This window comes from Pseudomonas sp. H9 (genome assembly GCF_004353925.1).
In the GTDB taxonomy this organism is placed as follows: domain Bacteria; phylum Pseudomonadota; class Gammaproteobacteria; order Pseudomonadales; family Pseudomonadaceae; genus Aquipseudomonas.
Genome location: NZ_SMOK01000027.1, coordinates 192,085 through 204,991, shown reverse-complemented (window position 1 = coordinate 204,991; position 12,907 = coordinate 192,085). Strand labels below are relative to the sequence as shown.

Sequence of the window (12,907 nt, the reverse complement as noted above, 5' to 3'; positions counted from 1 at the left end):
CGGGCTTGCCCCGCGAAGGCCCCAACACGCCCAAAGGAAACCGCACATGAACCACGACGTCATTATTACCTGCGCCCTGACCGGCGCCGGCGATACCGCCAGCAAGAGCCACCTGGTCCCGGTTACTCCGAAACAAATCGCCGGCGCTGCCGTTGAAGCGGCAAAAGCCGGTGCCACGGTGGTTCACTGCCATGTCCGCGACCCGCAAACCGGGCGCTTCAGCCGCGACGTAGCGCTGTACCGGGAAGTGATGGAACGCATTCGCGAGTCTGATGTAGACATCATCGTCAACCTTACCGCCGGCATGGGCGGCGACCTGGAAATCGGCCCCGGTGAAACGCCGCTGGAATTCGGCGCAGGCACCGACCTGATTGGCCCGCTGGAGCGCCTGGCGCATGTTGAAGCCCTGCTGCCGGAAATCTGCACCCTGGACTGCGGCACCCTCAACTTTGGTGACGGCAACAGCATCTACGTTTCTACCCCGTCACAGCTACGTGCGGGCGCCAAACGCATCACTGAGCTTGGCGTCAAAGCTGAACTGGAAATCTTCGACACCGGTCACCTGTGGTTTGCCAAACAGATGATCAAAGAAGGCCTGCTCGACGATCCGTTGTTCCAACTGTGCCTGGGCATTCCCTGGGGCGCGCCAGCCGACACGGCCACCATGAAAGCCATGGTCGACAACCTGCCCAATGGCGTTACCTGGGCAGGCTTCGGCATTGGCCGCATGCAGATGCCCATGGCCGCACAAGCCGTGTTGCTCGGCGGCAACGTGCGCGTAGGCCTGGAAGACAACCTGTACCTCGACAAAGGCGTACTGGCCAGTAACGGCCAACTGGTGGAACGCGCCAGCGAAATCCTCAGCCGCCTTGGGGCACGGGTACTTACCCCCGCCGAAGGCCGCGCCAAAATGAACCTCACCCGTCGCTGAGCGCAGGAGAACACGATGACCTTTATCACACAGATCAAGACCTTTGCAGCCTTGGGCAGTGGCGTGATCGGCAGCGGTTGGGTAGCCCGCGCCCTGGCACATGGCCTGGATGTAGTGGCCTGGGACCCGGCCCCCGGCGCTGAAGCGGCATTGCGCAAACGTATCGCCAATGCCTGGCCTGCGCTGGAAAAACAGGGCCTGGCCCCCGAAGCCTCACCGAATCGCCTGCGCTTCGTTGCGACCATCGAAGAGTGTGTTCGCGATGCCGACTTCATTCAGGAAAGCGCCCCGGAACGCCTGGACCTCAAGCTCGACCTGCACCGCAAAATCAGCGCTGCAGCCAAGCCCGATGCGCTGATCGGTTCCAGCACCTCAGGCCTGTTGCCCAGCGAGTTCTACGCGTCAGCAACTCGCCCGGAACGCTGCGTGGTCGGCCATCCGTTCAACCCGGTGTACCTGTTGCCACTGGTGGAAATTGTCGGGGGCAACAAAACAGCGCAAGAGGCCATCGATGCAGCAAAAACGGTATATACCGCTTTGGGCATGCGCCCGCTGCATGTGCGCAAGGAAGTCCCCGGCTTTATCGCCGACCGCCTGCTCGAAGCGTTGTGGCGCGAAGCGCTGCATCTGGTCAACGACGGCGTGGCAAGCACCGGGGAAATCGACGATGCCATCCGCTTTGGTGCAGGCTTGCGCTGGTCATTCATGGGCACCTTCCTGACCTACACCCTGGCCGGTGGTGATGCTGGCATGCGCCACTTCATGGCCCAGTTCGGCCCAGCATTGCAGCTACCCTGGACGTACCTGCCCGCCCCAGCGTTAACCGACAACTTGATCGATGCGGTGGTAGAAGGCACCAGCGAACAACTGGGCGAGCGCAGCATTAGTGCGCTGGAGCGCTATCGTGATGATTGCCTGCTGGCCGTGCTGGACGCAGTAAAAACCACCAAAACCCGACACGGCATGGATTTCAGCGACTGACCGGAGCCCCAGAATGCCTGCATTGACCACCTACGAAACCCCAGTCCTGGCGGACTGGGTCGACTACAACGGGCACCTGCGCGATGCCTTCTACCTGCTGATATTCAGCTACGCCACCGATGCGTTCATGGACCGCATCGGCCTCGACAGTGAAAACCGCAGCGTCAGTGGCAACTCGCTGTTCACTCTGGAGTGCCACCTGAACTACCTGCACGAGGTAAAGCTCGGCACCCAGGTATGGGTACAGACACAGGTCATCGGCTTTGATCGCAAGCGCCTGCACCTGTACCACAGCCTGCACCGCGAGGGTTTTGACGAAGCCCTGGCGGCCAGTGAGCAGATGCTGCTGCATGTGAATCTGGCCGGGCCGCGCTCGGCACCGTTCACGCCTGAGGTTGCGGCGCGTTTGCAGGGGGTTGTTGATGAGCAGGGTGATTTACCAGCACCTGCGTTTGTTGGGCGGGTGATCGGGTTGCCGCACTGATCGCGGGGCAAGCCCGCTTCTACCCGTGTATTTACCCGAAAACGACCTGTTCATAGGTAAAGCTGCCATTGCGACATTCTGCCCTTGCCGCCCTGCTCCAGCGCCCACAGAATCGACTGCGATCACCTGCAAACAAGGACAACAGCCATGATGCATGCCGATTTGATTGATCAAGACGACCTGCTGGGCCAACTGCGCGCCCTGGGCTTCGAGATGCCTGCCGATGCCAGCGCCGAACAAGCCTGCGAATACGCCGTGCGAGGGTTGAGCGAGCCACGGGCCAAAGCCCTCAAGGGCATGGTTGAGCAGATGTACACCGGCAATGCGACCATCCTGCCTGCTGTGCGTCAGGCCATCGAACAGCAGTTATTGCCAGCGTTGGCGCAGTTTCAGAATCGTTGACAGCATCGCGGGGCAAGCCCGCTCCCACAGGGGGTAGATCAACCTGTGGGAGCCACGGGCCAAGGCCCTCAAGGGCATGGTTGAGCAGATGTACACCGGCAATGCGACCATCCTGCCTGCTGTGCGTCAGGCCATTGAACAGCAGTTATTGCCAGCGTTGGCGCAGTTTCAGAATCGTTGACAGCATCGCGGGGCAAGCCCGCTCCCACAGGGGGTAGATCAACCTGTGGGAGCCACGGGCCAAAGGCAAGCCCGCTCCCACAGGGGGTAGATCAACCTGTGGGAGCCACGGGCCAAAGCCCTCAAGGGCATGGTTGAGCAGATGTACACCGGCAATGCGACCATCCTGCCTGCTGTGCGTCAGGCCATTGAACAGCAGTTATTGCCAGCGTTGGCGCAGTTTCAGAATCGTTGACAGCATCGCGGGGCAAGCCCGCTCCCACTGTGGGAGCGGGCTTGCCCCGCGATCTGCGATTTAAAGCCTCACACTGGCAAACGTCGACTCATTACGCGCCTGGCTCAACGCCGACATCGGCCCTGCCAGTGGCGACAACACCATCGCCTGCGGTATCGGCATCATCGCCACCTGTTGCGCCGTGTTGGAACCCACACGCTCATCACGCGGTGGAATACCGAAGTACTCGCGGTAGCACTTGGAGAAGTGCGGCGTGGAAACGAAGCCACACACCGACGCCACCTCAATGATCGACATCGGCGTTTGCTTGAGCAGTTGTCGGGCACGGATCAAGCGCAGCTTCAGGTAATAGCGCGACGGCGAACAATGCAGGTACTTCTGGAACAACCGCTCAAGCTGGCGCCGCGACACCGACACATACACTGCCAGTTCATCCAGGTCGATCGGCTCTTCCAGGTTGGCCTCCATCAACGCAACGATTTCCTGCAACTTCGGCTGGTTGGTGCCGAGCATGTGCTTGAGCGGCACGCGCTGATGATCCTGCTCGTTGCGAATACGCTCGTAGACGAACATCTCGGAAATCGCTGCCGACAGTTCGCGGCCATGATCGCGGCTGATCAGGTGCAGCATCATGTCCAGCGGTGCAGTGCCGCCTGAACTGGTAAACCGGTTGCGGTCGAGGGTGAACAGGCGGGTGCTCATGCTCACCCGTGGGAAGGCTTCCTGCATCGCGGCCAGACATTCCCAGTGGACGCTGCAATCGAAACCGTCAAGCAACCCGGCGCAAGCCAGCGCCCAGCTCCCAGTGCACACCGCACCCAAACGGCGCGACTGGCGTGCCTGGCTCTGCAGCCAGGTCACATGTTCACGGGTCACGGTGCGCTGAATGCCGATACCGCCGCAGACAATCACCGTGTCCATGGGCGGTGCCTTGTGCATTGATGCATCGGGAGTGATCTGCAAGCCGTCGCTGGCCCACACTTGTCCTCCGTCCACACTCAAGGTGCTCCAGCGATACAGCTCTCTGCCGGAAAGCTGGTTGGCCATGCGCAGCGGTTCGACCGCGGAGGCCAGGGAGATGAGGGTGAAGTTATCCAGCAACAGGAAGCCGATGGATTGGGGTGTGCGGTTCTGGGTTGGGGTCCCGGAGTTGTACGACGTCATCGCGGTCTCTCCTCACACAATGCAGGGTGCGCCTCAGGCAGGCACGGGCTCTTTTTTTTTCACGGCCCCGATTCGAATGCAGGGGCTTTGCCAATCGCAACGCAAATGCCATGCCGGAAATTGAATGAGCATTCAATAAAACCCAAAAACGACGTCGCGCAGCGTCTATATGGCAACTGCTACAGCGTAGTGCCTTTAGCGAAAACCAGCGTGCTAGCGCCACTGCATTGGTGAGCTGAGCAATTCGGTAGCACTTGTGGGAAGGATGCCCAGAAACGACATAAACAAGTGTCACCCAAGGCGCGATTTCCCGGGGTGACAGCTGTTTAAAGATGTAGGATCTGACCGCGCGCTAAAAGGTGGCACGCGTGCGCACTAACGGCGCAAAGTGGCTCAGCACTCGATGGCGTTGACTGCCAGGCCTCCACGCGAGGTTTCCTTGTATTTGTCGTGCATGTCAGCACCGGTGTCGCGCATGGTACGGATGACCCGGTCGAGTGAAATGAAATGCTCGCCGTCACCCCGCAAGGCCATCTGCGCCGCATTGATCGCCTTCACCGCCGCAATGGCGTTGCGTTCAATGCACGGCACCTGAACCAACCCGCCCACCGGGTCGCAGGTGAGCCCCAGGTTATGCTCAAGACCAATCTCGGCGGCGTTTTCCAGTTGTGCCGGCGTGGCGCCCAGCACTTCAGCCAAGCCAGCTGCTGCCATGGCACAGGCCGAACCCACTTCGCCCTGACAACCAACCTCAGCGCCCGAGATAGACGCATTTTTCTTGCACAGAATGCCCACCGCCGCCGCGCCGAGAAAGAAGTCCACCACACAGGCTTCGCTGACCTCGTCGCTGAACCGCATGTAGTAATGCAGCACCGCAGGAATGATTCCGGCCGCGCCATTGGTAGGCGCCGTGACCATGCGCCCACCGGCCGCGTTCTCTTCGTTGACCGCCAGCGCATACAGGTTGACCCACTCCATCGCACTCAGGGTCGAGCCGATGACATTGGGCTTGTTCAGTTCCTGCAGGCTGCGGTAAAGCTTGGCAGCCCGGCGCTTCACATTCAGCCCGCCCGGTAGAATCCCTTCGTATTTGAGGCCGTTCTCGACGCAGGCCTGCATGGCATGCCACAGCTTGAGCAAACCGGCCCGGATTTCCGCTTCGCTGCGCCAGACCTTCTCGTTTTCCATCATCAATTGCGACACGCGCATGTCGTTTTCCCGGCACAGCGCCAACAGCTCCACTGCGCTGTTGAAATCGTAGGGCAGCACGGTGTTGTCAGCATCCAGAACGCCGCTTGCAGCCTGGGCCGCATCCACCACAAAGCCACCGCCGACCGAGTAATAAGTGTCGCAATGCAGCTCGCCTGCCGTGCCGTCGGCGATCAGGGTCATGGCATTGGGGTGGTAAGGCAGGTTTTCATCAAGCAGGCGCATATCGCGCGTCCAGACAAACCCGACCGCAAGCCGGCCATCGAGCAGCAGCGTGTTGGTTTCACGCAGAGCAGCAATACGCGGGGCGATTTGCGACGGGTCGATTGCGTCGGGCCATTCGCCCATCAAGCCCATGATTACCGCGTTGTCGCTGCCGTGACCGATACCGGTGGCCGAGAGCGAGCCATACAACCGCACTTCAATACGCTTGACCTGCTCAAGCTCACCGCGCTCACGCAACCCCTGGACGAACAATGCCGCCGCCCGCATGGGCCCGACGGTATGCGAGCTGGATGGGCCGACACCGATCTTGAACAGGTCGAACACACTAATGGCCATGCCACCTACCTCCTGATTGAGCCGCCGCCCTCAGCCAAGCCAAGGGCGTTGCAACTGCTACGCTTAATAGGCGGCAATCCGCCGAATTCGCGCATCATCAGGCTTTTAACCGGACGTTTGACGTCTGCAACCGACGCGCTCTTGCCCAGCAACGCCGCCAGCTGTCACGACCGTTTCTGCGCCGTTTTTTTGCGGTGCAGAAGCAGCAAAACTGCGTTTACGGGGCGATAAAAATCTGTAAACGACCTCACCGACACTGGATGCGACCCTGTCTGTACTGGATACGACGCACCCTGTAGGCGTTTGATTTTCGCTGTTAGATGATCGGTATCGACTCGATTGCACGGCACCTGTCCCGCTATCGCCAGATAGTCAGGCCCGACCGAATGCAAGCCATAAAGCACGGCGGTCCCGTGGGACATCCGAGAAAAAACATCAGGAGTCCATCGTATGAAAGCTTCACCCTCGCTCTTGCTGACAGCGCTACTGAGCGTGCCGCTACTGACCCAGGCCGCCGAACCCGAACAGTGTCATACCGTTAACTTCTCCGATGTCGGTTGGACCGACATCACCGTGACCACGGCCATGACCAGCGTTGTCCTGCAGTCGCTGGGCTACAAAACCAAAACCACCATGATTTCGGTGCCGGTGACCTACAAGTCGCTGGCCGACGGCAAAAACATGGACGTGTTCCTCGGCAACTGGATGCCGACCATGGAAAACGACATCAAGCAGTACCGCGATGCCGGCACGGTGGAAACCGTAAGGGCGAACCTGGAAAACGCCAAGTACACCCTGGCCGTACCCCAGGCGCTGTATGACAAAGGCCTGAAAACCTTCGCCGACATTCCCAAGTTCAAAAAGGAACTGGACGGCAAGATCTACGGCATCGAGCCAGGTAACGACGGCAACCGCACCATCCAGAGCATGATCGACAAGAACGCCTTCGGCCTCAAAGACGCCGGGTTCAAGGTGGTCGAGTCCAGCGAGGCGGGCATGCTTTCTCAGGTCGATCGTGCGCAACGGCGCGATCAGGCGGTGGTGTTCCTGGGTTGGGAACCGCACCCGATGAACACTCGCTTCAAGATGAAATACCTGGACGGCGGCGATGACTTCTTCGGCCCCGAATATGGCAAGGCCACCGTCCTCACCAACACCCGCAAGGGCTACGTACAGGAATGCAGCAACGTTGGTCAGTTGCTGAAGAACCTGTCGTTCACCCTCGACATGGAAAGCACCCTGATGGGCAACGTCCTGGACGACAAGATGAAACCCGATGCAGCAGCCAAAGCCTGGCTGAAAAAGAACCCTCAGGTACTCGATACCTGGCTGGCCGGAGTCACCACCATTGATGGCAAACCAGGCCTGGAGGCGGCCAAAGCCAAGCTCACGCAGTAAGCACCACCTGCGGCGGGCTCGCCCCGCCGCAGGCTGTCTTCAATCTTTTGCAGGTGGACGCTCGCTATCATGCTGATCGATGAAAAAATACCACTGGGCCAGTACATCGCAGGCTTCGTTGAATGGCTGACGCAACACGGCGCCAACTATTTCGATGCCTTCGCCGAAGCACTGGAATTGATGATTCACGGCGTGACCGGGGCGCTGACCTGGTTCAACCCTTTCGTCCTGATTGGCCTGATTGCAGTCGTCGCGCACCTGATCCAGCGTAAGTGGGCGCTCACCGCTTTTTGCGTGCTGTCTTTCCTGCTGATCCTTAACCTCGGTTACTGGCAAGAAACCATGGAGACCCTGGCCCAGGTGCTGTTCGCCACCATGGTCTGTGTGGCCATTGGCGTGCCCCTGGGCATCCTCGCTGCGCATAAACCGATGTTCTACACCGCCATGCGCCCGGTCCTCGACCTGATGCAGACGGTGCCTACCTTCGTTTACCTGATCCCGACCCTGACCCTGTTTGGCCTGGGCGTGGTCCCCGGGTTGATCTCTACGGTGGTGTTCGCCATCGCCGCCCCGATCCGCCTGACCTACCTGGGGATCTGTGACGTGCCCCAGGAACTGCTCGACGCCGGCAAGGCCTTCGGTTGCTCACGCCGCCAGTTGCTGTCGCGCATCGAGCTGCCCCATGCCATGCCGAGCATCGCCGCCGGGGTCACCCAGTGCATCATGCTGTCGCTGTCGATGGTGGTGATTGCCGCCCTGGTGGGCGCCGATGGCCTGGGCAAACCAGTGGTCAATGCACTGAACACGGCCGATATCGCCCTGGGCTTTGAAGCAGGTCTTGCCATCGTGCTGCTGGCGATCATGCTTGACCGTATCTGCAAACAACCCGACCTGCCGGTGAGGAGTGAAGCATGAGCATTATTCGCTTCGAAGACGTAGACGTTATCTTCTCCAACCGACCGCGTGAGGCCCTCAGCCTGCTAGATCAAGGCCTTTCGCGGGAGCAGATCCTGAAGAAAACCGGGTTGGTAGTCGGCGTCGAAAAGGCCAACCTGGATATCAACAAAGGCGAGATCTGCGTACTGATGGGCCTGTCCGGCTCGGGCAAATCCAGCTTGCTGCGTTGCATCAACGGCCTGAACACCGTCAGCCGTGGCAAATTGTTTGTCGAACACGAAGGCGCCCACATCGACATTGCCCATTGCACCCCGGCGGAACTGAAGATGATGCGCACCAAACGCATCGCCATGGTGTTCCAGAAGTTCGCCCTGATGCCCTGGCTGACGGTGCGTGAAAACATCAGCTTCGGCCTGGAGATGCAAGGCCGGCCGGAGAAAGAACGGCGCAAGCTGGTCGACGAGAAACTGGAGCTGGTTGGCCTGACGCAATGGCGCAATAAGAAACCCGATGAACTCTCAGGCGGCATGCAGCAACGTGTTGGCTTGGCCCGCGCACTGGCAATGGATGCCGATATCCTGCTGATGGATGAACCCTTCTCTGCCCTTGACCCGCTGATTCGTCAGGGCCTGCAAGACGAGCTGCTGGAGCTGCAAACCAAGTTGAGCAAGACCATCGTCTTCGTCAGCCATGACCTGGACGAAGCGCTGAAACTGGGTAGCCGTATCGCCATCATGAAAGACGGCAAGATCATCCAGTACAGCAAGCCGGAAGAAATCGTGCTGAACCCGGCCGACGAATATGTACGCACCTTCGTTGCCCACACCAACCCGCTCAACGTGCTGTGCGGCCGCAGCCTGATGCGCACGCTGGACAAGTGCAAGCGCATCAATGGTTCGGTGTGTATCGATCCGGGGGGCGACTCCTGGCTGGACCTGGCCGAAGGCAACACCATCAAAGGCGCACGTCAGGGTGCCAATGGCATGGACCTGCAAAACTGGGCACCGGGCGAAGCGGTGGAAGGCCTGGCCCGTAAGCCGACTCTGGTCAGCGCCAGCATTGGCATGCGTGAGGCCCTGCAGATCCGTTATCAGACCGGCAATAAGCTGGTGTTGCAGGAAGGTAATTCAGTGGTGGGGATCCTTGGTGACAGCGAGTTGTATCACGCGCTGTTGGGCAAGAATCTGGGGTGAAAGCTATCGCGGGGCAAGCCCGCTCCCACTGTGGGAGCGGGCTTGCCCCGCGATAGAGGACCGTCAGCGAACCACGATCCCTTGCTTGGCCATGAACGCCTTGGCTTCTGGCACGGTGTACTCACCGAAGTGGAAAATACTCGCCGCCAGCACTGCACTGGCGTGGCCTTCAAGGATGCCGTCGGCCAGGTGCTGCAGGTTGCCCACACCACCCGAAGCAATCACCGGAATACCCAGGGCATCGCTGATGGCCCGGGTGACACCCAGGTCAAAGCCGTTCTTCATGCCGTCCTGATCCATGCTGGTCAGCAGGATCTCACCGGCCCCCAGGCCTTCCATCTTCTTGGCCCACTCCACCGCGTCCAGGCCAGTCGGCTTGCGACCGCCGTGGGTGAAGATTTCCCAGCGCGGGGCTTGGCCCGGGCCTGAAACCTTCTTGGCGTCGATGGCCACCACGATGCACTGCGAACCGAAATGCGCGGCAGCTTCGCCCACGAACTCCGGGTTGAACACCGCAGCGGTGTTGATCGACACCTTGTCGGCACCGGCATTGAGCAGGTTGCGGATGTCTTGCACGGTACGCACGCCGCCACCTACGGTCAGCGGAATGAACACCTGGCTGGCCATACGCTCGACGGTATGCAGGGTGGTGTCACGGCCATCGACGCTGGCGGTGATGTCGAGGAAGGTGATTTCGTCCGCGCCTTGTTCATCGTAGCGACGGGCGATTTCAACCGGGTCGCCAGCATCGCGAATGTTCTCGAACTTGACGCCTTTGACCACGCGGCCGTTATCGACGTCCAGGCAAGGGATGATGCGTTTGGCCAGGGCCATAGGGAGTCCTCAAGTTGCAAGCTTTAAGCTTCAAGCTGCAAGTAAAGAGCGACGCGGTCGCGCTTCGAACTTGCAGCTTGCCGCTTACGACTTGGAGCTAACCGAATAGGTGTCGCAGAAGGCTTGTGCCTCGGCGACATCCAGGGTGCCTTCGTAGATTGCCCGGCCGGTGATCGCACCGATGATGCCTGGCGCCTTGGCGTCGAGCAGGGCCTTGATGTCACCCAGGTTGTGGATACCGCCGGAAGCGATAACCGGGATTTTGGTGGCAGCGGCCAACGCAGCGGTGAACGGTACGTTGCAGCCCTGCATCATGCCGTCTTTGGCGATGTCGGTGTAAACGATGGCCGAGACGCCGTCGGCTTCGAAACGCTTGGCCAGGTCGATGACCTGCACCGAGCTGACTTCAGCCCAGCCGTCGGTGGCGACGAAGCCGTCTTTGGCGTCGAGGCCGACAATCACCTTGCCCGGGAAAGCGCGGCACGCTTCGGCAACAAACTCAGGCTCTTTGACCGCCTTGGTGCCGATGATCACGTAGCTGACGCCGGCTTTGACGTAGTGCTCGATGGTTTCCAGCGAGCGGATACCGCCACCGATCTGGATCGGCAGGTTCGGGTAGCGCTTGGCAATCGCGGTAACCACTTCGCCGTTGACCGGCTGGCCTTCAAAGGCACCGTTCAGATCGACCAGATGCAAACGACGGCAGCCGCCCTCGACCCATTTGGCAGCCATGCTCACCGGGTCATCGGAAAATACTGTGGAATCTTCCATGCGGCCTTGGCGCAGACGTACGCAGGCACCGTCTTTAAGATCGATAGCGGGAATAATCAGCATGCTTTTTTCCTTCGTAAAAAAGAGCTGCAAGCTGCAAGCCACAAGCTGCAAGCATGCATGTCTGGTCTCTTGCAGCTTGTCGCTTCAGCTGCTTTTCTCTAGCGCCCACAGGTCGCTTTCGATGCTTTCGAACCTCTCTTTGAGGTGCGCCTGCACGTCGAAAATCGCCCTGTTGTAGTAATGCGGAGCAATTTCTTTGCTGAACAGCTCCAGTACCTCGGCCACCTCGAACGACCCCAGCTGCAGCTCGAAACGGTCTTCGAGAAAGCGCTTGAGCACGTCCAGCGCCTCGCGCTCCTGTTCCGGTGCGAGGGTGAGGATCGGGGCCTTGGTCCTGGATTTGCTCATTTACCAGCGGCCATCCCAGGCAGCGAAGTTCTGCAGCAACTGCAGGCCGTGGGTATGGCTCTTCTCCGGATGGAACTGCACGGCAAAACGCGAGCCTTCAGCCAGCGCCGCGGCGAAATCGACGCCATAGTGACCACGGCCCACCACCTGCACGGCCTTGGCCGCGGTGATGTAGTAGCTGTGCACGAAATAGAAACGCGCCAAGTCAGGAATGTTGTGCCACAGCGGGTGGTCGATGGACTGGGTGACTTCGTTCCAACCCATGTGCGGCACCTTCAGATGCTCGCCGTCTTCGTGCAGGTCTTTGCCGAAGAACTTCACCTGGCCAGGGAACATACCGATGCAATCGACACCGTCGTTCTCTTCGCTGTGATCGAGCAGGGCCTGCATGCCCACGCAAATGCCCAGGAACGGACGGTCCTGGCTGACTTCACGCACCAGGCTGTCAAAGCCCAGACGGCGAATTTCGGCCATGCAGTCGCGAATCGCGCCCACGCCCGGGAATACCACACGGTCGGCCTCGCGGATCACCGCAGCATCGCTGGTGATCAGCACTTTGCCGGCGCCAACGTGCTCCAGCGCCTTGGCCACCGAGTGCAGGTTGCCCATGCCATAGTCGATAACGGCAACTGTCTGCATTACAGGCAACCCTTGGTCGACGGCATCTGCCCGGCCATGCGCTCATCCAGCTCGATGGCCATACGCAGCGCGCGGCCAAACGCCTTGAACACCGTTTCGATCTGGTGGTGGGTGTTGTGCCCACGCAGGTTGTCGATGTGCAGGGTGACGTTGGCGTGGTTGACGAAGCCCTGGAAGAACTCCTGGAACAGGTCAACATCGAAACCGCCTACCGAAGCGCGGGTGTACGGCACGTGCATCTGCAGGCCTGGGCGGCCGGAGAAGTCGATGACGACACGCGACAAGGCTTCGTCGAGCGGTACATAGGCGTGACCGTAGCGGCGGATACCCTTCTTGTCGCCAATAGCCTGATTGAAGGCCTGGCCCAGGGTAATACCGACGTCTTCGACGGTATGGTGATCGTCGATATGCAGGTCGCCCTTGCACTCGATGTCGAGATCAATCAGCCCATGTCGGGCGATTTGGTCGAGCATGTGTTCAAGGAAAGGCACGCCGATATCAAATCGGGCCTTGCCGCTGCCATCCAGGTTGATCGAGGCCTTGATCTGGGTCTCCAGAGTATTGCGCTCGACGGAAGCCTTACGTTCGACCATCACCAGCTCCGCAAAATCATTGGG

14 protein-coding genes are annotated in these 12,907 nt (G+C 60.0%); 7 read left to right on the top strand and 7 right to left on the bottom strand.

Features of this window, described 5'->3' with window-relative positions; translation table 11 throughout:
- Window positions 1-46 precede the first annotated feature (46 nt).
- The 4 genes from E1573_RS21120 to E1573_RS21105 all read left to right on the top strand — a co-directional run bounded on the left by E1573_RS21120 (window position 47) and on the right by E1573_RS21105 (window position 2,798).
- Window positions 47-931: a 3-keto-5-aminohexanoate cleavage protein gene (locus tag E1573_RS21120; protein WP_133216505.1), complete on the top strand. Its 885-nt coding sequence runs from the start codon at window positions 47-49 to the stop codon at window positions 929-931.
- A gap of 15 nt (window positions 932-946) precedes the next feature.
- The gene (locus tag E1573_RS21115; protein ID WP_133216504.1) at window positions 947-1,912 is read left to right on the top strand and encodes an L-carnitine dehydrogenase; all 966 of its coding nucleotides are present in this window, start codon (window positions 947-949) and stop codon (window positions 1,910-1,912) included.
- Between the two features lie 13 nt (window positions 1,913-1,925).
- The gene (locus tag E1573_RS21110; protein ID WP_133216503.1) at window positions 1,926-2,396 is read left to right on the top strand and encodes a thioesterase family protein; all 471 of its coding nucleotides are present in this window, start codon (window positions 1,926-1,928) and stop codon (window positions 2,394-2,396) included.
- 147 nt (window positions 2,397-2,543) lie between these two features.
- The gene (locus E1573_RS21105; protein WP_133216502.1) at window positions 2,544-2,798 is read left to right on the top strand and encodes a hypothetical protein; all 255 of its coding nucleotides are present in this window, start codon (window positions 2,544-2,546) and stop codon (window positions 2,796-2,798) included.
- A gap of 475 nt (window positions 2,799-3,273) precedes the next feature.
- Here E1573_RS21105 and E1573_RS21100 read toward each other — a convergent pair whose 3' ends face one another.
- Window positions 3,274-4,377 carry a GlxA family transcriptional regulator gene (locus E1573_RS21100; RefSeq protein WP_133216501.1) on the bottom strand — a complete coding sequence of 368 codons (1,104 nt, stop codon included), beginning with the start codon at window positions 4,375-4,377 and terminating at the stop codon, window positions 3,274-3,276.
- Window positions 4,378-4,770: 393 nt separating this feature from the next.
- Window positions 4,771-6,147 (bottom strand): L-serine ammonia-lyase, encoded by a 1,377-nt coding sequence (locus tag E1573_RS21095; RefSeq protein ID WP_133216500.1) that lies wholly within the window; start codon window positions 6,145-6,147, stop codon window positions 4,771-4,773.
- A 450-nt stretch (window positions 6,148-6,597) separates the two neighbouring features.
- Between E1573_RS21095 and E1573_RS21090 the strand changes: the two genes are divergently transcribed.
- From E1573_RS21090 to choV, 3 genes are all read left to right on the top strand, one after another.
- Window positions 6,598-7,545 carry a choline ABC transporter substrate-binding protein gene (locus E1573_RS21090; protein ID WP_133216499.1) on the top strand — a complete coding sequence of 316 codons (948 nt, stop codon included), beginning with the start codon at window positions 6,598-6,600 and terminating at the stop codon, window positions 7,543-7,545.
- Between the two features lie 66 nt (window positions 7,546-7,611).
- Window positions 7,612-8,460, top strand: coding sequence for a choline ABC transporter permease subunit (gene choW / locus E1573_RS21085; protein ID WP_177494595.1), 849 nt, complete (start codon window positions 7,612-7,614; stop codon window positions 8,458-8,460).
- Window positions 8,457-9,635: a choline ABC transporter ATP-binding protein gene (gene choV, locus E1573_RS21080; RefSeq protein WP_133216497.1), complete on the top strand. Its 1,179-nt coding sequence runs from the start codon at window positions 8,457-8,459 to the stop codon at window positions 9,633-9,635. The genes choW and choV overlap by 4 nt, the downstream gene beginning before the upstream one ends.
- Before the next feature lie 63 nt (window positions 9,636-9,698).
- Here choV and hisF read toward each other — a convergent pair whose 3' ends face one another.
- The 5 genes from hisF to hisB all read right to left on the bottom strand — a co-directional run bounded on the left by hisF (window position 9,699) and on the right by hisB (window position 12,883).
- Window positions 9,699-10,469: an imidazole glycerol phosphate synthase subunit HisF gene (hisF, locus tag E1573_RS21075; RefSeq protein ID WP_133216496.1), complete on the bottom strand. Its 771-nt coding sequence runs from the start codon at window positions 10,467-10,469 to the stop codon at window positions 9,699-9,701.
- An 84-nt stretch (window positions 10,470-10,553) separates the two neighbouring features.
- Window positions 10,554-11,303, bottom strand: a complete 750-nt coding sequence (hisA, locus tag E1573_RS21070) for a 1-(5-phosphoribosyl)-5-[(5-phosphoribosylamino)methylideneamino]imidazole-4-carboxamide isomerase (protein ID WP_133216495.1) — start codon at window positions 11,301-11,303, stop codon at window positions 10,554-10,556.
- A gap of 84 nt (window positions 11,304-11,387) precedes the next feature.
- Window positions 11,388-11,651 (bottom strand): DUF2164 domain-containing protein, encoded by a 264-nt coding sequence (locus E1573_RS21065; RefSeq protein WP_133216494.1) that lies wholly within the window; start codon window positions 11,649-11,651, stop codon window positions 11,388-11,390.
- Window positions 11,652-12,290, bottom strand: a complete 639-nt coding sequence (hisH, locus tag E1573_RS21060) for an imidazole glycerol phosphate synthase subunit HisH (RefSeq protein ID WP_133216493.1) — start codon at window positions 12,288-12,290, stop codon at window positions 11,652-11,654.
- A complete protein-coding gene (gene hisB / locus E1573_RS21055; RefSeq protein WP_028942262.1) occupies window positions 12,290-12,883 on the bottom strand; it encodes an imidazoleglycerol-phosphate dehydratase HisB in 594 nt (197 codons plus the stop codon). The genes hisH and hisB overlap by 1 nt, the downstream gene beginning before the upstream one ends.
- Between the last annotated feature and the right edge of the window lie 24 nt (window positions 12,884-12,907).

Bases quoted from the DNA above. Each gene is read 5' to 3' on its own strand.
- E1573_RS21120 (WP_133216505.1), top strand. From the start codon at position 47: ATGAACCACGACGTCATTATTACCTGCGCCCTGACCGGCGCCGGCGAT.
- E1573_RS21115 (WP_133216504.1), top strand. From the start codon at position 947: ATGACCTTTATCACACAGATCAAGACCTTTGCAGCCTTGGGCAGTGGC.
- E1573_RS21110 (WP_133216503.1), top strand. From the start codon at position 1,926: ATGCCTGCATTGACCACCTACGAAACCCCAGTCCTGGCGGACTGGGTC.
- E1573_RS21105 (WP_133216502.1), top strand. From the start codon at position 2,544: ATGATGCATGCCGATTTGATTGATCAAGACGACCTGCTGGGCCAACTG.
- E1573_RS21100 (WP_133216501.1), bottom strand. From the start codon at position 4,377: ATGACGTCGTACAACTCCGGGACCCCAACCCAGAACCGCACACCCCAA.
- E1573_RS21095 (WP_133216500.1), bottom strand. From the start codon at position 6,147: ATGGCCATTAGTGTGTTCGACCTGTTCAAGATCGGTGTCGGCCCATCC.
- E1573_RS21090 (WP_133216499.1), top strand. From the start codon at position 6,598: ATGAAAGCTTCACCCTCGCTCTTGCTGACAGCGCTACTGAGCGTGCCG.
- choV (WP_133216497.1), top strand. From the start codon at position 8,457: ATGAGCATTATTCGCTTCGAAGACGTAGACGTTATCTTCTCCAACCGA.
- hisF (WP_133216496.1), bottom strand. From the start codon at position 10,469: ATGGCCCTGGCCAAACGCATCATCCCTTGCCTGGACGTCGATAACGGC.
- hisA (WP_133216495.1), bottom strand. From the start codon at position 11,303: ATGCTGATTATTCCCGCTATCGATCTTAAAGACGGTGCCTGCGTACGT.
- E1573_RS21065 (WP_133216494.1), bottom strand. From the start codon at position 11,651: ATGAGCAAATCCAGGACCAAGGCCCCGATCCTCACCCTCGCACCGGAA.
- hisH (WP_133216493.1), bottom strand. From the start codon at position 12,290: ATGCAGACAGTTGCCGTTATCGACTATGGCATGGGCAACCTGCACTCG.
- hisB (WP_028942262.1), bottom strand. From the start codon at position 12,883: ATGGTCGAACGTAAGGCTTCCGTCGAGCGCAATACTCTGGAGACCCAG.